The following is a 21,509-nucleotide window of genomic DNA, read 5'->3' as shown; positions in this document are numbered from 1 at the left end:
CAGCGTTATCCAGTAAGTACGGTTTTTTTTATGATGATTACCTTCATAAAATGATCGGATCGCCTGATTACAACAATGATGAAATACTTAGCACCTTGTTTAAAGACCAGGCTTATACCGATTTAACAAAGGAAGTAGATAGTGTTTACCCTAACTTGAAAGTCCAGGAAGAAGGTTTGACAGAAACTTTCAAATACATTAAATACTATTACCCAAAAGCTAAAATACCTAAAATCATTTCTTTTGTATCGGGCTTTGCCTATCAAATGCCTGTTGGCGATAATTACCTGGGCATCGGTTTGGATATGTTTTTAGGCAAGAACAGTAAATTTTACGGTGCTATTGTACAGAGCGTTCCGTTATATTTATCCCGAAGATTTGCGCCCGAATATATCGTTCCACGTGTGGCAGATACTTATGCTCATGAGGAATTGTTTGAAGAACCAGATGAAAACAGGACGTTATTATCTAAAATGATATTTCAGGGGAAAATTCTTTATTTCCTTGATCAGGTATTACCAGAAAACATTGCTGATTCGACTAAAATTGGATATTCTTCCCAGCAATTACAATGGACACAAAATTTCGAAGGAGATATTTGGGCTTATTTTTTGGAGAACAATTTCCTATATGAAACCGATTACCAAAAAATTCAGGTTTTTTTATCGGAGGGGCCTTTTACCCCTGGTTTAGGAGAAAATCGTGATTCAGCACCGAAACTTGGCGTTTGGACGGGTTGGCAAATTGTGCGGAAATATATGGCAGAAAACCCTAAAGTTACCTTGCAGCAGCTTATGGCTGAAAATGATGCTCAAAAAATCCTCAATAAATCTAAATACAAGCCAAAACAGAAATAGTTTACAGCTTTCAGTTGGTGGCCAATTTTTTCCTAACTTGAAAATCAGGGCAATTTACAATCAGCCAAAAGCAATTAAACAATAAACCGGGTTAAACCGTTTAACATTTATATGAAAGTCGGAATCGTATTATCAGGCGGAGGAATAAGAGGAATAGCACACCTGGGAGTTTTAAAAGCCTTTAGCAACCTGGGCATTACTTTTAGCCAGATTAGCGGAACAAGTGCAGGCGCAATTGCCGGGGCTTTTTTTGCAGCCGGCATCGATCCGGAAGAAGGATTGAACATATTTTTGAAAACCAAGTTGTGGCGTTTCGTTCGCCCGGCTGTAGGTTCACTAGGTTTAATTAATATTGAAAATACCTCACAAATATTAAAAGAATACTTCCCCGAAGACAGCATCGAAAAGTTAAAAATTCCACTAACCATTGCCGCAGTAAATTTTAGTGAGGGTAGATTGGTATATTTTACAAAAGGCCCACTAATCCGAGCTATCCACGCCTCGAGCTGCATTCCAGGTATTTTCCGGCCAATTATGATTGACGGACAAATGTATGTTGATGGTGGAATTTTAAATAATTTCCCTGTTGAACCATTGATGGATGATTGCGATTTTATTATTGGATCATCATGCAACCACTTAAAGCCCGTTGACAAAATAACGGGAATTACAAATCTGATGGGAAGAGCAGGGATTATGTCAATCAATCACGATATGGAACGAAAAGCCAAGTTTTGTAATGTAATGATTGAGCCTAAAGGTTTAGGAGCCATCAGCACTTTTGACATGAAACGAGCTGAAGATATTTATTGGCTGGCGCATGAAGAGGCATTGATCACCATAAAAAATACTCCAACCATAAGAGACCTGATAACAAAATAATGACGCCCGATTTAGTGTTTCAAAAATCGTTAAGAACTTTTTTAAATCGCTATCATGCCATCTTCTTTTTCCTAATTATATCAATTTCAGCAGGAATAAGTTTTTATCTTTTTGAAGAGATAGCATATTTATTACCGCTATGGATAACGGCTATATGCTTTGGTAGTTATTATTTGTCAGTCTGGATCACATCAGCTGATGCTATATTTGAAAAGCATGATCGGTTTCTGATGATTAACTTGTATGCGAAGAATTTGAATATTAACCGTACTTTAGATATTCAATTGTCTGATATAAGAGGATTTTCTCTAGACCAAATTACAAGAGGAAGTCATGCGATTTTGATTTATCTAAACGACTCAAGTTACTTAAAATTCTCAGTACTAAGACATAAAGAAGCTTTGGAATTAGAAGCTTACCTTTCTACTTTTTTGATAAGGCTATCAAAGGATACACATCCTAAATTTAAAAACTTCTCATCAGCATACCTGTACGCTATGAAAAAGGTGTTTCCTTTTTTAGTAATTACTATCGTTTTGACATTTCTAATAGTTAGCTATTTGCATTTTTCAAACCCTGCAACTTTTGTCATCTGTACGGTGTTAAACCTTATATGCTGGTTTATTATGGTAAGAAATCCCGTTAAAAAGGCATTCTTCAGGTTCGGAGCATTTTATTTCTTTTCAAATTTATTTATCTACCTTTCTCCATTATTAGCCATTGTAATCTGGTGGAAGGTTGCAGAAATAAGAAGTGAACCACTTCGGCTAAGCAAGCCACACGAACTGATTACCAAGCGACCAAATTTGTTTTATCGTTTCGATTATGCGGTCACTAATCCTAACGTTATTATCGCTTCTAACTATTTAATCTCGAAAAATTTAAGTAGTAAAAAGAAAACATTTAGTGTAACCCATTATTTTACAACTCCGCTGTCGAGCGTAGATTCTATTCGCATCAATGGAAGATACAACATCTGGTTATTGAAAACCTTCAAGCAAGAAATATTGAAAAGTTTAACTGCTCAGTTAAAATTTAGGCTTATACAGGATTACCATGTTAAGACTAAGGAAAAATTTAAGAATCTTTTTAGCCGAAAGCCAAATTTTTATAAACAAAACTTTAAAGATTTGCCGGCTACGCAATTATTGTATGGAAATGTGAATGCTGCAAATGTGAACTATATCCTTATTCCACATTGGGAAAGTTTACAGATTTATAAAAATAATGAGTTAAAAGAAGTAACCTTATTTTTTGCTGCTATCACAATCTTAAATTTAGTTGGTTGTATTTTTATTGCTATAAACAGGTAACTTAAGATACCAACTTTATCAACCTCTCCCCATCTAAAACCGGTATAGCTTTGCAAATATTCAGTTGCAAACAAAATACCACATCCTCTTCAATATTTAATTCTGCAAGGCGATGGCTATGCGAAGATTTGTGCAAATATTTTCTTAAATCATCTTTCGCCAAAACATATAAATCTTCGGCAGCTACGCTTGAATCATCAAAATGTTCGAAATTTTGACGGAGGTTGTTAACTACTGCACCAGCGAACAAAGTATCTTCCAGGTTAAACTGATCTTTCCAGCCGGCACAAAGTAACAGTACGTTTTTATCTTGCGAAGCCAGATAATTACAAAGCGCATCTAAGTTAAGAAATGAACCAATTACAACTTGATGAGCCCGTTTGTTAGCCAGATGCAACGCTTTTGTGCCATTTGTTGTGGTGAGTACGATTGTTTTACCTGCAACTTTCTCTGCAGTATAAGAAAATGGAGAATTTCCGAAATCGTAACCCGCCACTACCTCTCCATTGCGTTCTGCTGCCAGAAGGAAACCCTTGTCACTATAGTCTAAGCAATCTTCAACGTTGGCAACAGGAATGATGGCTTCAGCGCCATTTTCTATGCCATATGTAATGGATGAAGTTGCCCTTAAAATATCGATAACAACAACAATACTTTGTTCGATGTCATATAAATCGATCAATGCCGGCGTTAAACAAACTTCTATTTTTTTCGACATATTCTGAGTATCAAGTAGCAAGTATCAAGTATCGAGACAATTATCTTGATACTTGATACTAACTACTTATATCTATTTATAAAATGGAAACTTAACTACTTTGGCTTTAATTGGCGTATTTCGAATCAAAATAAAAATTTCAGTTCCCTCTTTTGCAAAATCTTTTGCAACATAACCCATACCGATTGCTTTCTGTAATGATGGCGCCTGTGTTCCGGAAGTTACCTTACCAACAATGTTTCCTTCTGCATCAGCAATTTCGTAATCATGACGTGGAATACCACGATCTATCATCTCAAAACCAACTAATTTTTTTTGAATCCCGGCTTCTTTTTGAGCTTGTAAAGCTGTTGAATTGGTAAATGATTTCGAGAATTTGGTAATCCATCCCAAGCCAGCTTCAATAGGTGAAGTGCTGTCATCAATATCGTTTCCATACAAACAGAAACCCATTTCTAAACGCAAAGTATCACGGGCACCTAAACCAATTGGTTTAATGTTGTAAGCCGCACCAGCCTCAAAAATTGCATTCCAGATTTTATCTGCATGCTCGTTATCAAAATAAATTTCAAAACCTCCGGCACCGGTATAACCTGTCGCCGAAATAACTACATTATCAACTCCTGCAAACGTACCTTTAACAAAGGTGTAATATTCCATTGAAGCCAGATTTACATCTGTTAAGCTTTGTAAAGCATCTGCAGCTTTTGGACCCTGAATAGCCAAAAGAGATGTTTTATCAGAGATGTTGTGCATCTCCACATCTTTATCATTAAACTGCTGAATCCAGTTCCAGTCTTTCTCAATGTTTGAAGCATTCACCACCAACATATAGCTTTTCTCATCAATGCGATAAACCAAAAGATCATCTACAATACCACCATCCTTGTTTGGCAAACATGAATATTGAACTTTACCATCATATAACTTTGAGGCATCGTTACTGGTTACACGTTGAATTAAATCTAAAGCATTTTCGCCTTTCAAAATGAATTCGCCCATGTGGCTTACATCGAAAACGCCAACGCTATTGCGAACAGTTGCATGCTCTGCATTTATACCTTCATAAGTTACAGGCATATTATAACCTGCAAATGGAACCATTTTAGCGCCTAAAGCGATGTGTTTTTCTGTTAAAGCGGTATTTTTCATGCTTAATATTTAGTTGCGCAAAAGTAGTAAGAAAACAGCAATGTTTTAGGGATAAATTTTGATGATCCTGCCTTATGGAAATAATGCTTTATAAAACTTATAAACTAAATTAGGAATCTGCTATTTTAGCATAATGATCAAAATCACCCGCATTCAATACACATTAACATTCCTATTATTGATATCAACTTCGGTATCATTTGCCCAAAAAGTATTTTCAGTAAAAACTGACCACAGAGTGGAAGCATTAAGTATTTTCTATACCTTATCAACAGCTGATACTTTGGAAGTAAAACCTACTCCATCCACTTACTACAGAGATGTAAAAAAATATTTCAAACCCTATAATCTACATCCCTCGCTAAATTGGTATCGCAATTTGAAAAATTGGGATGGTCCAGACATGGCTTCTATAGGGCTTTTCCTGTCTCAGAAATATCCATTTAAACTTATAATTCAACCAGAAGTTAATTACGTTAGAAATTCATCTGTAGACAGCTTTCTATACCATTTCAATGCTTTTTACAAGGAATGTAACGTAGCAAAATTCATTAAAAAACATGAGGCTGATTATCAAAAAATTAATATTAAGGCCGAATTTGTAATTGGCGAAAGCGGTATTTTAAATGACATAAAAGCTTTTTATAATTCAACTAGTACGGGCGAATTTATGATGTATACGGATGCCTTATGTAATCATGGAAGTAACGCCATAAGTTCATCTGATAAACAATTTGCGGGAAAAATAATATCTAAAGTTGGATATATTGAGGATAAATCAAAAAAAATTGACTGACGATAGCGTTGTAAATTTTGAGCCCGCAATTAACGTTGTGGCGCATGAATGCAGCCATATTTACCTTAAGAATTTTTTAAAGCAATATCATGATCGATTGTTCAAAATCAGATCGCATTTTTTAACAACTAGTAAAGGAAGAAAAATAGCTGATGATCAATGGGAAAATGAGATAGATGAACTAGTTGTTAGAGCTTGTGTAGCAAAGATCTTATCAGTGAAAAATGGCATTTTAGCTGGCGATGAGGAAGTAAACAATCAGGCAAAACGCTTTAAATGGGTTAACGACTTATATATATTTTTCGACCTTTACACTCAGAATAGAAATCAATACAAAACCATTGAAGATTTTTATCCTGAACTTATCTTATTCCTTGAAAATAAAACTAGCTAAATTACACACTAATTAACTCCTTATAAATTTCTAACATTTTGCCGGCTATGAGCTTTATTCCGTGGTCGTTCTCTACTGTTTGCCTGGCATTCTCCCCTATTTCCATCCAGCGTTTAGGGTTGATGATACACTGTAAAATATACCGGTAAAACTCATCGGCAGAATCGGCAATTAAGATATCATGGCCATGACGACAATTAATTCCTTCGGCGGCAGTGGTGGTGGCTATGATACATTTTTTCATGGCCATGCCTTCGATTATTTTAACCCGCATCCCCGTTCCCGAAATCAGGGGCACAATCATAATGGCTTTTGAATTCATAAATTCAATCGCATCAAAAACTTCGCCTTCTACAATTAAGTTATCAGAATCATATTCAAAAAAATGCTTCTGCATATTTTTCCCGGCGATATAGAAACGAAGATCTTTATTCAGTTTTTCAATATCTGGCCAGATATCATCAAGAAACCATTCTAATCCTTCCTGGTTGGGCCGCCAGTCCATTGCTCCTAAATGAAAAAGCGTTGGAAAACTCGTTTTTGTTTTATCGATTCTATACTTCTCCAAATCAATGGCTACCGGAAAAACCGTCATCGGCACTTCGCATCCAAATCGAAGAATGCTTTGTCGGTCGGGCTCACTAATGGCAAATATTTGATGGAAGCGGTTAATCTGGTCGGTTTCATAAGCTTTTAAGCGTTGGGCCAAAAACGCAAGATATTTTCTCCTCACCAGAAACCTTTCTGAATGCGCAAGCCGTTCCCACATTGTAAATTCGATATTGTGTGCCCTGTAAATCAGTTTGGCATTGCTATTCGCTTTTACTACATCCAGGTAAGGCACCACAAACAATCCCTCAAACTGGATTACATCAAATGATTTTTCACGCAATATACTTTCCAATTGCTGAGCGGCCTCCTCACTGTAATATCTGGATACGTTGTAAGATTGGTTGGTGAAAATATTAAAAAAAGACAGACCAAACATTTACCTCAGTATCTACATCAACAGTATGATACTTAATCTGATCAAAAATAGGATCATTGAGATCTTCGATATCGATACTACCCTTCATGGGGTTCAAACTAAACAAAGTAATATCTGCACCAAGCTGCAGCAAACCTTTCATGGTGTTGTAAACCACAATTGGATAACCGCTATTTGGCGGAAAGGGTACCCGCTTAGTTATCAGCAATATTTTCACAATGTTGTGAAAATACGAAAATTAGACTGCTTTTGAAAACAAGTCGAGTTGCGGATCGCTAACGTTAAAAGTTTTTCTGTGAAATGGCGAAAGTCCTACCTCTATTACCGCTTTGCGGTGTGCTATGGTTGGATACCCTTTATTCGAAAGCCAGTTATAATGCGGGAAATCAGCATGCAGATTACTCATGTATTCATCCCGATGGGTTTTGGCCAGAATGGATGCTGCCGCGATGTTTAGATATTTACCATCACCTTTTATTACGCAGGTGTGCGGAATTTCGGGGTAGGCTTTGAAACGATTGCCATCAATAACCAGGTAGCCTGGCCGTGTATGAAGTTTTTCTACAGCCCTGTGCATCGCCAGAAAAGATGCATTGAGAATGTTAATGCGATCTATTTCTTCATGGTCACAAGAGGCGACTGCCCAGGCTAAAGCTTCTCTTTCAATAATCGGACGAAGCAAATCCCGTTGTTCATGACTGAGTTGCTTAGAATCGTTTAACCCTTCTAATACAAATCCCTTAGGTAAAATTACTGCCGCTGCAAATACAGGACCAGCCAAACAACCTCTTCCAGCTTCATCACAGCCCGCTTCTAAAAATTCTTCTTGAAAACAACTTAATAGCATCATGCAAATTTAAAGAATAACGATTAAATTTTGTGGATCGGATAGTAAAGCTTTAAATTAGTTTTAAACAATGATGTGATGCCATACAATGAAATTCTTGCAAATCGCGTTGCGGAAAAATTAATGCACTTGCCAGATGTTGAAGAAAAAGAAATGTTTGGTGGGTTGATCTTCATGGTTGATCAAAAAATGTGCATTGGTGTAATGAAGGACAAAGTGATGCTGAGGCTCGCTCCGGAAAGCCTGGTAGCTTTAGAAAATATTGATGGTTGGGAGCAGATGATGATGAGTAATACTGTAATGAACGGCTACATCTTAGTTTCGCAAGATGTACTAAACAGGAACGAAGATTTAGATTTCTGGATCAAGCTGGCTTTGGAGTTTAATCCGCTTGCCAAAGCTTCCAAGAAAAATAAAACTAAACAGTAGTATTTTGGCCCTTTACATCGAAAGCATCGCGTAAGCCAATGGCTAAAACATTAAAAGCATAAACAGTAAGCATAATGGCCAAACCTGGCAAAACCGCTAGGTATGCTGCATCCATAATGATATAGCCATAGTGCTCTTTAATCATACTGCCCCAACTTGCCATTGGTGGCTGCGCACCAAAGCCGAGGAAACTCAATCCAGTTTCCAACAAAATGGCCGATGCAAAATTAGATGAGGCGACCACTAAAATCGGTCCAGCTATATTTGGCAAAATGTGTTTGATGATGGTTCTGGAAGTGTTAAAACCTAATGCCCGAGCGGCTTCTACAAATTCTACCTCTTTCAGTGCCATGACCTGGCCACGTACCAAGCGAGCCACATCGACCCAGGTAGATAAGCCCACCGCAATAAAGATTTGCCAAAAGCCTTTACCTAAAGCAAAAGAAATGGCAATAACCAATAACAAGGATGGTAACGACCAAACCACGTTCATAAACCAGCTGATCCCTGCATCAATTCTTCCGCCGAAATAACCGGCTATAGCACCCAAGCTTACACCAATAAATAAAGAGATTAAAACGGCCATTAACCCTACGGATAGCGAAACCCGAATCCCTAAAATCATACGGCTTAATAAATCACGGCCATAAATATCAGTTCCCAACCAATAGGTTTTTTCATAAACGTTATATTGTTCAAACAAGGTGGCTGCTGTGCCTAATTTCGAATGGGGCGTACATCTAGGACATATTTCATTTAGTTTGTATTTTATTTCCTGAGCCTTCCCCTCATCTCCAATGTAAGGCGTAATGAAAACATTATTATCTACAAGTCTGTAAGATGTTATTGGAATACTTGTAACATTCGATTTTTGCCCGTTCAACATGCGTTCAAAAAAACCAACTGCTTTAATATTTGGATTTTTATTGATGATAATAAACTTGAAAGTACTTCCCGGTTTTTTCTTATTGAGCGGCAAAATCTGGGTATTGGCATTTGGGCTGCTATCAGGCGTAATGATGTAGCCTAAAATTCCCATCAAAACCAATAGTAGAATAAAAATAAGTCCGCTGAAGGCAAGCTTATTCCGCTTAAATTTTAACCAAACTTTTTTCGAAGGACTATTATCCATTATCTAACCATCCTGCCTTTCCAGTTGTATTTTCCACTGTTTCCGGCAATGCCGATGTAAACGATATAAAGTATATGCAACACATTTAAAGCGGGAATTAAAACCAATAACCTTCGCCTTTGCGCAAAGCCGGTCACGTCCCATAAAAATAATGTTTCTAAAATCATTTTAACCAATAATTGATAAAATGTTACCGACAAAAAACCGGGAATAAATAAGCCTGTTACAAAATTGGCAATGATACTTAAATTAAATATCCAAACAAAAACGCCCAAAACGATAATCGCTTTATTTTTATAACGGGTGCTTTTTGAAGCCCAACGTTTGCGTTGCTGAATAAATGAGCGCAGGTTTTCTTTGGCATGCGTATAAACGATAGCATCTCTATTTTTTAGAAAACCTATTTTACCTGGATATTTTGCGGCTATTTTATGAAGCAGCAGTTCATCATCGCCAGATGCCAGATCATCAATTCCCTGAAAACCACCAACCTCATAAAAAGCATTCTTCTCATACGCTAAATTAGCACCATTGCAAGTAGAAGATTGTTTGTTACCAATAGTAGAAGCACCCAAACCTATTAGATATAAAAACTCTAAAGATTGCAACCGCTCGAATAAACTTTTCTCCTCGAAATAAGCTACTGGAGAAGAAATCATTTTATAGCCCTTTTCCTGATAAAAGCTTACCACAGACGATAACCATTTAACTCCCATTTTACAATCGGCATCGGTAGTTACAATCAAATCGCCTGAACAAGATCCAATGGCAGTTTGTATGGCTTTCTTTTTATAGGAATTTAACGCTCGATCTTCATTAAGCTTAATCAGATTTACACCGCTATCGGCATAAGATGCAACAATTTCAGCAGTCCGGTCTGTTGAATGATCATCGATAAAAATAATTTCTGTTAAATGTTTAGGATAATCCTGGTTAACTAAATCATCGATTGTTCTTCTGATGTTAAGTTCTTCATCACGGGCAGCAACAATTACCGAAACCTTTGTTACAGGCTCATTTTGGCTGATATTAATTTGCTTTAAGTTGCGCCAACCTTTGATGAAGGTAAGCACCAATAAACCATAAACCAGGGTTAAAGCGGCAGATAAAAGACTAATTAGTTTTAGGAGTTCCAAAAAAATTGAGTTTAAAAACGAAATAAGTGCCTAAGATAGCAGGAATAATAATATTTATAAGCCAGATGCTTGCTGTACATGCAATAACTGCTACATGTTGATTGGTAACATGTTTGAACAATTCTACCGCAGTAACACTTCTAATGCCCACATCAAACAAATCCAGCGACGGCAGTGCAGATTGAATCAGAAATAGCAGGCAGGTCATCATAACAATATCAAGATACTGCAAGCCCGGGATAAGCCAAACAAATAAAATAAAGTACTGTGAACTAAATACAGCATATCTTGCCAAACAGAATAGGATGATTTTAAAGAGTTCAGCTTTACGATAGCGGCCTAAAATACTATAGAACTTTTTGTATTTACGGGTGAATTTGAATGATAAAAGAATGCCGTTTAGCCATTGAATATTAAAAAAGAAGACAATAAAAAACAGGCAGAAAGCGAGCGCAAGCATTGTCACAGCTAAAAAAACCAAATTATCTATCGGTACGAAACGATAAATGAAAAAACAAGCCGCTATTGCGCCAAATACATTTGTTAAAACCAACTGACCGATGTTGCCAACCGTCATGGCTACTACGCCTACAATCCTACGCTTGGGCGAAAGGAAGAAAACCCTGCCACCATACTCACCTAACCTGTTTGGGGTGAAAATAGCCAGGGTTAATCCGCAAAAAACAGATTCAATAGCCCGGTAAAAACTAATGGCCTCAATCTGCCGCATGAGTCTTTTCCACTTAGCTGCTTCTAAAAACCAGTTTACAAACATCAATAAAACCACTAATCCGATGATACTAAAAATTTCAAGCTGAGAAATTCCTTTCAACAGCGAACCGAAGTTTTCAAGATTTTCATTCGCTACGAGCTTATGGTAAATAAACCAGAAGGCAAATACAACAATTGCAGCTTTTATAAGGATGGATAATATTTTTTTATTCTTGCCTGTCAAGATTATCTTTTTAGTTTGCAAATATGCTTAATATTGCTGTAATGTTGAATGAAAAAAAGGAACGGATAATTATGGGCATCGACCCCGGCACAGCGGTGATGGGTTATGGCGTAATTTTAGAGAAGGGAAATAAAACAGAACTGATTAGTTTAGGTATAGTGAAGATGACTCACCTCGATGATCCGTTTCTAAAGCTCCAACGCATTTTCGAAAAAACAGTTGTTTTAATCGATCAATACAAGCCTGATGTTTTGGCCATTGAAGCACCATTTTACGGAAAAAATATTCAGGTACTTTTAAAATTAGGTAGAGCACAAGGCATAGCCATCGCTGCTGCACTTTCCAGAAACATTTCGGTAACGGAATATTCTCCAAGAAAAATCAAACAATCTATTACAGGAAATGGAAATGCCACTAAAGAGCAAGTGGCAGCCATGTTGCAACGCTTATTAAACTTCAAAGAAACACCGGAGTTTTTAGATGCTACCGATGGTTTAGCTGTTGCGGTTTGCCACTCATTTCAAAAAATAACTGCCGGAGGGAAATCAAAAACCTATTCGGGCTGGGAATCATTTGTAAGTGATAACAAAACTAAAGTAAAAGGCCTGGCGGTGAAAGCGAAGAAATAGAATTAGTTTCGGTTGGTTAAACACCGACTGATAATTTGATTTCAATTTTAAACGCTGATGAACAAAGTCGTTATTGCGAGGCACGAAGCGATCTCTTCAAAAATATTGCTTTGTGCCTTGCAATGAAGTGAAGATTAGAGAAATTCTTTTTCCACCAAGGGTCGGCGTCTCTACCGACCCACCGGTTAGCCACTGTTGCAAACTTTGCGACAAATAACTATTGGAATATGTTGTGGCCATACATTCGGAAAAATGATTTCCAAGTTACTGTCTATTTTCCATCAAATGCTTTGTTGCCAACTCCATTGCTATTTTGTTCTTCCTCACAAAATACCTGATGATAAAAAACACGCCTAAGCCCACTAAAAACAATATCCAAAGATTTGCCAGCGCAAGAATAATTTCCTTGAATATCGTCCAGCCGTTTAAAATGTTAAGCCAAAGCCTATTTGCGAATCCCGGGCGATAATCATACAGATTATCATTGGCTACAGTCATGGTGCTCACCGTATTATCCTGATAGAAGTTGAGTGTAATTGTACTGTACTTTACTCGAGCATCAATGCTCATATTATCAATCTTTCTGTCAACATACTCATCTTTTAATGCGAGAGATGTTTCGATGTTACCCGTTTTTTTGCTTGGGATATTTCCAATGTGTTTGGAAGCGTCTACCCTATTTTGTGCTTTTTAGTTATTGGCAAGATAATTAATACTTTGATCATCCAACTTCATTGATGAAGTATTTACAAATACAGCCATTTTAGAAATGGTATTGGTGAAATCATCCAATTTTTCTGAAGGCACCTTTGCTATTAAATAACCTTCTGTGCGATAAGATGTGATTTCTTTTAACGAATCAGTTGATTGTTTTACTTTTTCGGTTTCCTGAATAATGCTTTCTATCGAAAATTCGGCAACAGTTCCGCCCTCTGCTTTTATAGTTTTACTTAGCTGTTCTTTGGTATTTTGAACATCCTTAACCCGGAAACGCATGTCGGCCGTTTTGATTATTTTTGGTGTTGCAGCGCTATCAGGAATAACCATTTCTTTGGCTTCTGCGAGGTCTGTACTTTCACTGTTGTTTTTAGCATTTGAGCAGCCAAAAATTGTTAAAATTATGGCAATAGCAATGATATTCCTTTTCATGATTTAGTGGTTCTGATAAATTAATCATTTAAAATATTTGCTTCAAATGGCCATTTGAATGAGCGCTTTGGTTAGTTTATTTCGCTCTGTTTCCCTTTATACAAAAAACGGATTTAGGTAACCCAATTTAGATGACAGTTAACAATTGACACGTAGAAATTATCAGTTTACAATTGCGAATCTAAGGGTTACAACATTTCGAAAAGCAATTGCACTGGTTGGTAGGTAAAAGCAGTCCCGCCATACGCTGTAGCCCTCATCCGATGAAAAACGGAATTCGGGGCTGCCGCTTTTGTCGGGTTTAAAATAGTAAGGTTAACCGCTGCCAGCTAAACCTGACAGGAACGAGCACGAGCCCATTTGTTTCAAATGGGTAAGTAAAGTGGATGGCAGGACTTTCGAAACCGATAGTTTGAGAAACCTGCTTTCCTAAATATAAACAAACAAAAAAGCCGATCATATTCAAATATCATCGGCTTCTGTATCTAGAGAGAAAATATTTTATGCGTCTAAAATTTTGAATACGCCTTTAATAGCGATAATTGCACCAATGAAAAGGACGATCCATGATACTAAAGATAATACCCACGAATCGAAAGCAAAACGTGCATATGTACCCACCATACAAATTAGTACGCCAACAATCATTAATTTATAAATTCCTGGCTGGTTAGCCGTTTGCATACTTTCTGTATTGTGCTTTAATTCGTTGTTCTCCATAATCTTAATTTTTATGATGCAGCAAAAGTAATACTTATTGCTGAATAATTATAAATACTTAGTAACTTTTTAATCGTTCTAAACGCTGTTTCGCTTTATCCTTATCGGTAAGTTTTTCACCCTGATATAACGGCTTTTCCCAGTCGCCGTACATGGGATTTGGCAATACAATAAACTTCACCCCAAAAAGGTTTTGATTTTTATTTACCTGATCGAAAGTATTCTTTTCCTCCCGATAAAAAACATTACTGAAATCGCTTAAATTATCGCCACAAAGCATTAAAACATTGTGGGTTTCGGCAATTTTTTGCCTGCGAGGCTCTTTATTAGAAGTCCCTTTCGAAACCAATAAGTGTGCATCATTGGCATAAGGAAAACCAAAAGCCTGAAGGTTTTTCAAGGTAGCTGCATAATCTTTTTCATCACGATTGCTGAGGTAGAAAGTTTCGATATTTTTTGAAGCAGCAAATTTTAAAAAAGCCAACGCCCCAGGAACGGTATCAGCTTTCGATAAGTTCGTCCATTCAGTCCAATCAACCGGGTTATAACTTAAACCTTTTTTGATCTCGTGGCCCTGAAAAGGAGAATTATCCAAAACGGTTTCATCAATATCAACAATAACACAATTAGGTTTTTTACTGGTATCGGCCCACAAAACCTCTTTCAATGATAAGCGGGCAAAATTATAAGCCTGAAAACACAAAGCTCTGTATTCGCCCGATGTTTGTTGCCAAAGCACTGCGTTGGTATAATCTCGGGCTGGAGATTGTGCAATGGCCAAAAATGGAGCGGCTAGTAAAATAATGAAGATAAATTTTTTCATATTCTGGAATTATGCTACAAAGATATCAAGTCCTTTTTACGGGCAATAGATTTGTTTGATTTTAATTGATCTCGTAATCAAACGGTTAACATTTGGTCACAAAAAATTTAACTTTCTTACTCCCCTGCCTGTATTCGATCCGTAGGATTTTGTTATTTTTAAGCACACACAAATAAAATCAGTTATATGAAAACCAAAAAGTTACTAGGGCTTGCTATAGTCTTAATGTGCCTTGCTGCCTGCAAGAAAGAAAATCCAGTCATTGAGCCAACCGAACCTCCACCTGTTGAAAAACCCGATCCTTTAGAATTGCTTAGAGATTCTGTTTCATACGTTCTTGATGGAAAGTTAATGGTGCAAACAGAAACTTTAGGCCGGGGTTTAATTAACGCTAAAACAAACGTAAAGTTAGATTCATTGGTTAAACAGAAGGAATATATTTCTGGCGATCAAGACTCAGTGATGTTTGGCAGGTTTTTTAAGTTTACCGATGGAAACAGGAATGGTATAACCCTATCATTCGTGAAAAAGTATAATAAAAACCAAGCACAACCAGCAAGCAACCAAACATCATTGTTTATGCCCTTGAATAAGCTAGACTTATTTAGTGTTGGCGAGCGTAAATTTGCCCTGGATTTTAGTAGAAACAACTCACAAAATGGTGTTGTTTTCGAATTATCCGGAGATAACTATGGCCTTCAAACCAATGGTTATTCTAGTTTGGTTTACCATGCGTTATTAAAGCCCGAATTACAAAAGCAATCTAAGTTTGAAATTACCAACTTGCAAAAACTAAAATCAGGCAAATATTTGTTAGAAGCTAAATTTAATGCATCAGTCTATCGTGGAGATGGCACCAATATCAAGAAGATTGAAAGCGGTTTTATGAGAGTAAAAATTAATCCAGAGAGCATTTATTTTTAACTAAAAAAGCCCATTTCAATTAAGAAATGGGCTTTAATGTTTTTCAAGAAACTCAAGCCTTCCGACTTAAGATTTCCAGATTATATTATCCGTTCAATGCTGCTGCACCACTTACAATCTCAGTTAACTCAGTTGTAATGGCTGCCTGACGAGCCTGGTTGTATGAAAGTTTTAGGGCTTTCAATAATTCACCAGCATTTTCAGTTGCTTTATCCATCGATGTCATACGTGCGCCATGCTCAGATGCGTGAGAATCCAACACCGCTTTGTATAACTGAATTTTAATTGATTTAGGGATTAATTGCTCAACGATTTCTTCCTGAGAAGGCTCCAGAATGTAATCCACATTAGCTGCTTTTTTATCAGCTTTTGTTTCTACAGCTTCTTCAACCTTTGGCAACGGCAACAACTGCTCAGTAGTAATGTACTGAACGGCCGCATTTCTAAAACGGTTGTAAACTACTTCAACTTTATCAAACTCGCCTTTAAGAAAGCCAGCCATAATTGCATCTGTAATTTTAGTTACGTTTTCGAAAGTTAAGGCCGAAAATACTTCATTGTTGTTTCCAATAACATTGTATTTGCGTTTCTCGTAAAAATCCTGTGTTTTCTTACCAATAGATATAATGCTCACGTTACCGTTTTTCAACTGTTCGCTATATTTCTCGGCAATTAAATTATTGGCCGCTTTAATTACGTTCATGTTAAAAGCACCAGCCAAACCACGGTTTGATGATACGGTTACAATTAAAACCTTATTAGGTTCACGCTCTTGAATAAAAGGCGATGAAGAACCTTCCAAACTTGCTGATAGATTTCCCAAAATCTCTTTCAGTTTAGTTGCATAAGGGCGTAAAGCGATGATTGCATTGGTAGCACGCTTCAACTTAGCAGCCGAAACCATTTTCATAGCTTTGGTAATCTGTTGTGTTGATTGTACCGATGCAATCCGGTTTCTTACTTCTTTTAAATTAGCCATTCTTAATAAGTGTAAAGCAAAAAGTTAAAAGTAAAAAGCTTTAAACTTTCTACTTTTATTTTTCAACTCTATTAGTATTTACTTGAAATCTCTTTTGCTACGGTATCTAAAACACCAGTAATGCCATCATCAAATTTACCAGCTTTTAATGCTGCTAATGTTTCTGGGTGACGCATTTCCAATTGAGTTAAAAATTCAGTTTCAAATTCTTTAACTTTATTAACCGGAACATTACGCATTAAATTTTTAGTACCAGCGTAAACAATTGCAACTTGTTTCTCAACAGAAAATGGAGAGAATTGTGCTTGTTTTAACATTTCTACGTTACGTGCACCTTTATCTAAAACCGATTTCGTTGCAGCATCTAAGTCAGATCCGAATTTAGAGAAAGCCTCTAACTCGCGGTATTGTGCCTGATCTAACTTTAAAGTACCTGCTACTTTTTTCATCGATTTAATTTGAGCGTTACCACCCACACGCGATACCGAGATACCTACGTTAATAGCCGGACGAATACCAGAGTTGAACAAGTTCGACTCTAAGAAAATCTGGCCATCAGTAATTGAAATTACGTTAGTTGGAATATAAGCAGAAACGTCACCAGCTTGCGTTTCGATGATAGGTAAAGCAGTTAATGAACCACCACCTTTAACGATATGTTTAATCGATTCTGGTAAATCGTTCATATCTTTCGCGATATCATCATTTGCATTGATCTTCGCAGCTCTTTCCAACAAACGACTGTGTAAGTAGAAAACGTCACCAGGATATGCCTCACGGCCCGGTGGACGACGAAGTAATAAAGATACTTCACGGTAAGCCACAGCTTGTTTTGATAAATCATCATAAACAATTAAAGCTGGTCTACCTGTATCACGGAAAAACTCACCAATTGCAGCACCAGCGAATGGCGCATAAAACTGCATTGGAGCAGGATCAGCGGCCGAAGCAGCAACAACAACTGTATATGGTAAAGCGCCGTTTTCCTCTAGTGTGCGTACAATGTTCGCAACGGTAGAGTTTTTCTGGCCGATAGCTACATAAATACAGAACACAGGCTGGCCTGCTTCATAAAATTCTTTTTGGTTGATAATAGTATCGATACAAACCGCAGTTTTACCAATCTGACGATCGCCAATAACCAACTCACGTTGACCACGACCGATTGGAATCATCGCATCGATTGCTTTAATACCAGTTTGTAAAGGCTCATTTACCGGCTGACGATAAATAACACCTGGTGCTTTACGCTCTAAAGGCATCTCGTAAGTTTCACCTAAGATTGGGCCTTTACCATCTAAAGGCTCACCTAATGTGTTCACCACGCGGCCAAGCATACCTTCACCAACTTTAATAGAGGCAATTTTTTTGGTACGTTTAATTGTATCACCCTCTTTAATCTCGTCAGAAGCACCCAAAAGTACCACACCAACGTTATCTTCTTCAAGGTTTAATACAATGCCTTGCAGGCCGTTTGCAAATTCAACCAACTCACCCGATTGAACTTTAGTTAAACCGTAAACACGGGCAATACCGTCGCCCACTTGCAACACGGTACCAACTTCTTCCAGTTCGGTTTCTGATTTGAAGCCCGCCAATTGCTGTCTGATAATTGCCGATACTTCGTCTGGTCTTACCTCTACCATAATTTTAATTATATCTTTTTGTAAATGTAAATCTTGTAGTTCTTCTGTTATTCTAGTCCCGCTTTCTGCTTTAGTCTTTTTGCTTTCAGCTTCAAAGCCTATCGCTGCCAATCGGGTTTATATATTGTTGTGATGTAGTTCTTTTGTTAGTTCAGTATCCCTCATAGTTTGTAAATCCAACCTCGATACTTGATACTTAAATCTTGTTACTACTAAGCAGCAAATTCTTTTTTAAGTTTATTTAAACCACTGGCAATACTTGCATCAAACTGCTTATCGTCAACTTTTAAAATAAAACCACCAATTAGTTTCTCGTCAATTTTTTCGTTAACAATCACTTCCTTAGCGCCTAGTTCTTTTTTAACAGTTTCAATAATCTGTGCCTTAGCTTCCGCACTTAGCGCAGTGGCCGAAGTCACATCAGCAGTAACAATTCCTTTGATCTCGTTGTATTGTTTAATAAACTGTTTTGCTGTAGCAATTAAAATTGCCGAACGGCCTTTATTTACCACAGTTTTGAAAAAAGTAAGCGATAACTGACCTACTTTATCACCAAAAATTCCATTCAAAATGCCAACTTTTTTATCTAAAGGCACAATTGGATTTTTTAATATTGCTTCTAGCTCAGGAGTTTCGTCAACTACTTTTTCAAACAAAACCATATCATTGTACGATTCAGCTAAACCGTTGTTTTCAACAGCTAAGTCGATTAATGATTTGGCGTATCTGCCTGCAACTTTAATTTCTGACATATATTTGAGTTGAAAGTTAAAAGTTGAATGTTAAAAGTTTAACCCTGAGATTAAAACTTCAAACGTTGCACTTTAAACTTTATACTTTAAAACTTAATTTAATTCAACGTCTTTTAACAAATTAGCCACTAATGCTTCTTGTTTTGTTTTATCATCTAACTGCGTACGCAATACACGTTCAGCAATTTCTAATGATAATGTAGAAACCTGACCTTTAACTTCAGCTAAAGCCACTTTCTTCTGATTTTCGATTTCGATTTTAGCTTTCTCAATCAATTTAGCACCTTCAACCTGAGCTTGTTTTTTAGCTTCGTTTAAAATGCTATCTTTCAAAGTTTTAGCTTCTTTCAAAATCTCATCGCGTTCAGCACGTGCTTGTTGCATTAAATCTTGGTTCTGACTGGTTAAACGAGCCATTTCTTGCTTAGCCAATTCCGCTTTGTTCAAAGCATCATCAATACTTTGCTCACGCTCATGGATAGCTTTCATAATTGGTTTCCAGGCAAATTTACCTAGCAAAAACAACAACAATAAAAAAGCTATGCTATTCCAAACTAACAAGCCAATTTCAGGAACTAATAAATCCATCTTATATATTTAATATTCTTATTTTCAACTAATCATTTAAACAAGAACCTTAACGGCAATCCCGAAAAGGTTCTTGTATTAATTCTTTCTTTGATTATTTTGCGATCAAAGAAACTACTACTGCGAATAAAGCAACCGCCTCGATAAAGGCTGCAGCGATAAGCATAGCAGTTTGAATTTTTGAAGCGGCTTCTGGTTGACGAGCAATAGATTCCATTGCAGATCCACCAATTTTACCGATACCTAATCCAGCGCCTATTGCAGCTAAGCCTGCGCCGATTGCAGCTAATGTTCCAGTCATTTTCTGATTTATTTATATTTATTTAACAATAATGTTCTTAGTGGTGCTCTTCAACTGCCATACCTATAAACAAGGCAGAAAGAGTAGTAAAAATAAACGCCTGAATAAATGCAACCAAAAATTCAATTAAGCCGATAAACACAGCGAAGAAAATTGAAGCCGGAGCAATCCAAAGCGAGTTAAAAATAAAGATTAAGCAAAGTAACGACATCACCAAAATGTGACCCGCTGTAATGTTTGCAAATAACCTGATCGCCAAGGCAATTGGCTTGGTTAACGTACCAATCAACTCTAATGGCGCTAAAAATATCTTCATCGGAACAGGAACGCCTGGCATCCAGAAAATATGTTTCCAGTAATGTTTGTTTCCTTTAAACGTAGTAATTAAATAAGTACAAACCGCTAATACAATAGTTAAAGCAATGTTACCAGTTACGTTTGCGCCTCCCGGAAAAAATGGAACCAAACCTAAAACGTTATTTAACCAGATAAAGAAAAACACAGACAATAAATAAGGCATAAAAGCACCGTATTTATGACCCAAATTTGGTCTGGCAATGTCGTCGCGAACGAATAAAATAATTGGCTCTAAAAACGACTGTAAACCTTTTGGCGATTTACCATTTCTTTTGCGGTATGAAGATGCGATTGTACCAAATATAAGAACCAACAAAACCACTGATAACAGCATACTGAAAACATTCTTAGTTATCGAGAAATCAAGCGGGCGGGCATTGGTAACAACTTCTGCACCATCTTTCACTTCGTGAGATACAAAGGCACCATGCTCATTTGCAGTAGCGTTTGCGTAATAAATTTTGTTGTGTGCCATTACAAAACGTTGGCCACCTTTTTCTACAACATGGGTACCATCATCATTATAATTAAAAGCAGCAGAGCTAAAAGTGACTAAACCAGTATTTGTCCAAAGGATGATTGGCAAATGCAAGTGTACACCATGCTCTCCATGACCAAAAAGCGTAAAGAAGTGACTATCGCTAATGTGATGAAAAATGAATGAAGTAATATCAAAACCTTTTTCTTTTTCTTCATGCGCTTCAGCGTGGTTAACAACAGCACCTGGTTCATGAGTAGCGGCTACAGCTGTATCAACAGGTAGCGATGTAACAGTATCAGCTTGAGCGAAAGTATCATTTTTGATAGATAAAAACGCTATTAAAAGCGTAAAAACAACAATTACCTTCTTAACTTTCGACATGAAAACTTGGTTAAAATCCATTTATTGGCAGTTTTTTACTTTAAATTTTGGTGGCGCAAGTTACGCAACAAACAGTACATTTCAAAGACGGTAAACAATAAATAAAGAGAAAAAAAATTTCTATAAAAAGTACCGACCGCTTTCCTTCGCTTTTATACTGTAAATCAATACAAAAGCCAT

The 21,509-nt window shown here is 36.9% G+C and carries 26 protein-coding genes; 8 read left to right on the top strand and 18 right to left on the bottom strand.

Going from position 1 to position 21,509, the window contains the following annotated elements; genetic code table 11:
• From gldB to ON09_RS25200, 3 genes are all read left to right on the top strand, one after another.
• Nucleotides 1-857, top strand: an 857-nt coding sequence (gene gldB / locus ON09_RS13215; protein ID WP_010601543.1) for a gliding motility lipoprotein GldB, incomplete at its 5' end; no start/stop codon positions are given.
• Between the two features lie 111 nt (nucleotides 858-968).
• Complete coding sequence (locus tag ON09_RS13210) at nucleotides 969-1,739, top strand: patatin-like phospholipase family protein (RefSeq protein WP_010601542.1); 771 nt, start codon at nucleotides 969-971, stop codon at nucleotides 1,737-1,739.
• Between the two features lie 626 nt (nucleotides 1,740-2,365).
• Nucleotides 2,366-3,052 (top strand): hypothetical protein, encoded by a 687-nt coding sequence (locus ON09_RS25200; protein ID WP_124912446.1) that lies wholly within the window; start codon nucleotides 2,366-2,368, stop codon nucleotides 3,050-3,052.
• Nucleotide 3,053: 1 nt separating this feature from the next.
• Here ON09_RS25200 and ON09_RS13200 read toward each other — a convergent pair whose 3' ends face one another.
• Both ON09_RS13200 and gcvT read right to left on the bottom strand, forming a co-directional pair.
• A complete protein-coding gene (locus tag ON09_RS13200; protein WP_010601540.1) occupies nucleotides 3,054-3,770 on the bottom strand; it encodes a 2-phosphosulfolactate phosphatase in 717 nt (238 codons plus the stop codon).
• 72 nt (nucleotides 3,771-3,842) lie between these two features.
• Nucleotides 3,843-4,922 (bottom strand): glycine cleavage system aminomethyltransferase GcvT, encoded by a 1,080-nt coding sequence (gcvT, locus tag ON09_RS13195; RefSeq protein ID WP_010601539.1) that lies wholly within the window; start codon nucleotides 4,920-4,922, stop codon nucleotides 3,843-3,845.
• A gap of 238 nt (nucleotides 4,923-5,160) precedes the next feature.
• Here gcvT and ON09_RS13190 point away from each other — a divergent pair, with 238 nt between their 5' ends.
• Nucleotides 5,161-5,718, top strand: coding sequence for a hypothetical protein (locus tag ON09_RS13190; RefSeq protein WP_157258954.1), 558 nt, complete (start codon nucleotides 5,161-5,163; stop codon nucleotides 5,716-5,718).
• On the top strand, nucleotides 5,681-6,112 hold the full coding sequence (locus ON09_RS13185; RefSeq protein ID WP_083837992.1) for a DUF4932 domain-containing protein: 432 nt from the start codon (nucleotides 5,681-5,683) through the stop codon (nucleotides 6,110-6,112). The genes ON09_RS13190 and ON09_RS13185 overlap by 38 nt, the downstream gene beginning before the upstream one ends.
• A 1-nt stretch (nucleotide 6,113) precedes the next feature.
• Here ON09_RS13185 and ON09_RS13180 read toward each other — a convergent pair whose 3' ends face one another.
• From ON09_RS13180 to ON09_RS13175, 3 genes are read right to left on the bottom strand one after another with little or no spacing between them, the layout of a single operon-like run.
• On the bottom strand, nucleotides 6,114-7,100 hold the full coding sequence (locus tag ON09_RS13180) for a glycosyltransferase family 4 protein (protein WP_238533674.1): 987 nt from the start codon (nucleotides 7,098-7,100) through the stop codon (nucleotides 6,114-6,116).
• Entirely contained in the window at nucleotides 7,078-7,317 is a 240-nt protein-coding gene (locus tag ON09_RS26090) for a hypothetical protein (RefSeq protein WP_238533673.1), read from the bottom strand. Before ON09_RS26090 ends, ON09_RS13180 begins: the two co-directional genes overlap by 23 nt.
• 21 nt (nucleotides 7,318-7,338) lie before the next feature.
• Nucleotides 7,339-7,947, bottom strand: coding sequence for a ribonuclease HII (locus ON09_RS13175; protein ID WP_029204328.1), 609 nt, complete (start codon nucleotides 7,945-7,947; stop codon nucleotides 7,339-7,341).
• A gap of 78 nt (nucleotides 7,948-8,025) precedes the next feature.
• On the opposite strand from ON09_RS13175, the gene ON09_RS13170 reads away from it, so the two are divergent.
• Nucleotides 8,026-8,376: a TfoX/Sxy family protein gene (locus ON09_RS13170; protein ID WP_010601535.1), complete on the top strand. Its 351-nt coding sequence runs from the start codon at nucleotides 8,026-8,028 to the stop codon at nucleotides 8,374-8,376.
• Here ON09_RS13170 and ON09_RS13165 read toward each other — a convergent pair.
• The 3 genes from ON09_RS13165 to ON09_RS13155 are packed head-to-tail and all read right to left on the bottom strand — an operon-like array spanning nucleotide 8,366 to nucleotide 11,599.
• Entirely contained in the window at nucleotides 8,366-9,508 is a 1,143-nt protein-coding gene (locus tag ON09_RS13165; RefSeq protein ID WP_010601534.1) for an ABC transporter permease, read from the bottom strand. The two genes, ON09_RS13170 and ON09_RS13165, sit on opposite strands and share 11 nt — an antisense overlap.
• Complete coding sequence (locus ON09_RS13160) at nucleotides 9,508-10,644, bottom strand: glycosyltransferase family 2 protein (RefSeq protein ID WP_010601533.1); 1,137 nt, start codon at nucleotides 10,642-10,644, stop codon at nucleotides 9,508-9,510. The genes ON09_RS13165 and ON09_RS13160 overlap by 1 nt, the downstream gene beginning before the upstream one ends.
• Nucleotides 10,622-11,599, bottom strand: a complete 978-nt coding sequence (locus ON09_RS13155) for a lysylphosphatidylglycerol synthase domain-containing protein (protein ID WP_010601532.1) — start codon at nucleotides 11,597-11,599, stop codon at nucleotides 10,622-10,624. The genes ON09_RS13160 and ON09_RS13155 overlap by 23 nt, the downstream gene beginning before the upstream one ends.
• Nucleotides 11,600-11,640: 41 nt before the next feature.
• On the opposite strand from ON09_RS13155, the gene ruvC reads away from it, so the two are divergent.
• A complete protein-coding gene (gene ruvC, locus ON09_RS13150; protein ID WP_029204326.1) occupies nucleotides 11,641-12,228 on the top strand; it encodes a crossover junction endodeoxyribonuclease RuvC in 588 nt (195 codons plus the stop codon).
• Nucleotides 12,229-12,492: 264 nt separating this feature from the next.
• Here ruvC and ON09_RS26085 read toward each other — a convergent pair whose 3' ends face one another.
• From ON09_RS26085 to ON09_RS13135, 4 genes are all read right to left on the bottom strand, one after another.
• A complete protein-coding gene (locus tag ON09_RS26085) occupies nucleotides 12,493-12,798 on the bottom strand; it encodes a DUF4349 domain-containing protein (protein WP_238533672.1) in 306 nt (101 codons plus the stop codon).
• Between the two features lie 120 nt (nucleotides 12,799-12,918).
• On the bottom strand, nucleotides 12,919-13,377 hold the full coding sequence (locus tag ON09_RS26080) for a DUF4349 domain-containing protein (protein ID WP_238533671.1): 459 nt from the start codon (nucleotides 13,375-13,377) through the stop codon (nucleotides 12,919-12,921).
• Nucleotides 13,378-13,878: 501 nt separating this feature from the next.
• Nucleotides 13,879-14,097 (bottom strand): hypothetical protein, encoded by a 219-nt coding sequence (locus tag ON09_RS13140; RefSeq protein ID WP_010601530.1) that lies wholly within the window; start codon nucleotides 14,095-14,097, stop codon nucleotides 13,879-13,881.
• 58 nt (nucleotides 14,098-14,155) lie between these two features.
• On the bottom strand, nucleotides 14,156-14,920 hold the full coding sequence (locus tag ON09_RS13135) for a 5'-nucleotidase, lipoprotein e(P4) family (protein ID WP_010601529.1): 765 nt from the start codon (nucleotides 14,918-14,920) through the stop codon (nucleotides 14,156-14,158).
• Between the two features lie 186 nt (nucleotides 14,921-15,106).
• On the opposite strand from ON09_RS13135, the gene ON09_RS13130 reads away from it, so the two are divergent.
• Nucleotides 15,107-15,844, top strand: coding sequence for a hypothetical protein (locus ON09_RS13130; RefSeq protein ID WP_010601528.1), 738 nt, complete (start codon nucleotides 15,107-15,109; stop codon nucleotides 15,842-15,844).
• 85 nt (nucleotides 15,845-15,929) lie between these two features.
• Here the strand turns inward: ON09_RS13130 and atpG are convergent, their stop codons facing one another.
• The 6 genes from atpG to atpB form a co-directional block, all read right to left on the bottom strand.
• On the bottom strand, nucleotides 15,930-16,823 hold the full coding sequence (atpG, locus tag ON09_RS13125) for an ATP synthase F1 subunit gamma (protein WP_010601527.1): 894 nt from the start codon (nucleotides 16,821-16,823) through the stop codon (nucleotides 15,930-15,932).
• A gap of 71 nt (nucleotides 16,824-16,894) precedes the next feature.
• Nucleotides 16,895-18,469, bottom strand: a complete 1,575-nt coding sequence (gene atpA / locus ON09_RS13120) for a F0F1 ATP synthase subunit alpha (RefSeq protein ID WP_010601526.1) — start codon at nucleotides 18,467-18,469, stop codon at nucleotides 16,895-16,897.
• A 212-nt stretch (nucleotides 18,470-18,681) separates the two neighbouring features.
• Complete coding sequence (atpH, locus tag ON09_RS13115) at nucleotides 18,682-19,221, bottom strand: ATP synthase F1 subunit delta (RefSeq protein ID WP_010601525.1); 540 nt, start codon at nucleotides 19,219-19,221, stop codon at nucleotides 18,682-18,684.
• A gap of 93 nt (nucleotides 19,222-19,314) precedes the next feature.
• The gene (locus ON09_RS13110) at nucleotides 19,315-19,809 is read right to left on the bottom strand and encodes a F0F1 ATP synthase subunit B (RefSeq protein WP_010601524.1); all 495 of its coding nucleotides are present in this window, start codon (nucleotides 19,807-19,809) and stop codon (nucleotides 19,315-19,317) included.
• Nucleotides 19,810-19,903: 94 nt separating this feature from the next.
• A complete protein-coding gene (gene atpE, locus ON09_RS13105; protein ID WP_010601523.1) occupies nucleotides 19,904-20,110 on the bottom strand; it encodes an ATP synthase F0 subunit C in 207 nt (68 codons plus the stop codon).
• A 37-nt stretch (nucleotides 20,111-20,147) separates the two neighbouring features.
• Nucleotides 20,148-21,329, bottom strand: a complete 1,182-nt coding sequence (gene atpB, locus ON09_RS13100) for a F0F1 ATP synthase subunit A (RefSeq protein WP_238533670.1) — start codon at nucleotides 21,327-21,329, stop codon at nucleotides 20,148-20,150.
• Nucleotides 21,330-21,509: the final 180 nt, after the last annotated feature.

The sequence above is a fragment of the Pedobacter agri PB92 genome (assembly GCF_000258495.1).
Lineage (GTDB): Bacteria > Bacteroidota > Bacteroidia > Sphingobacteriales > Sphingobacteriaceae > Pedobacter > Pedobacter agri.
The sequence above is the reverse complement of the archived record's forward strand: the minus strand, read 5'-3'. Positions and strand labels throughout refer to the sequence as shown.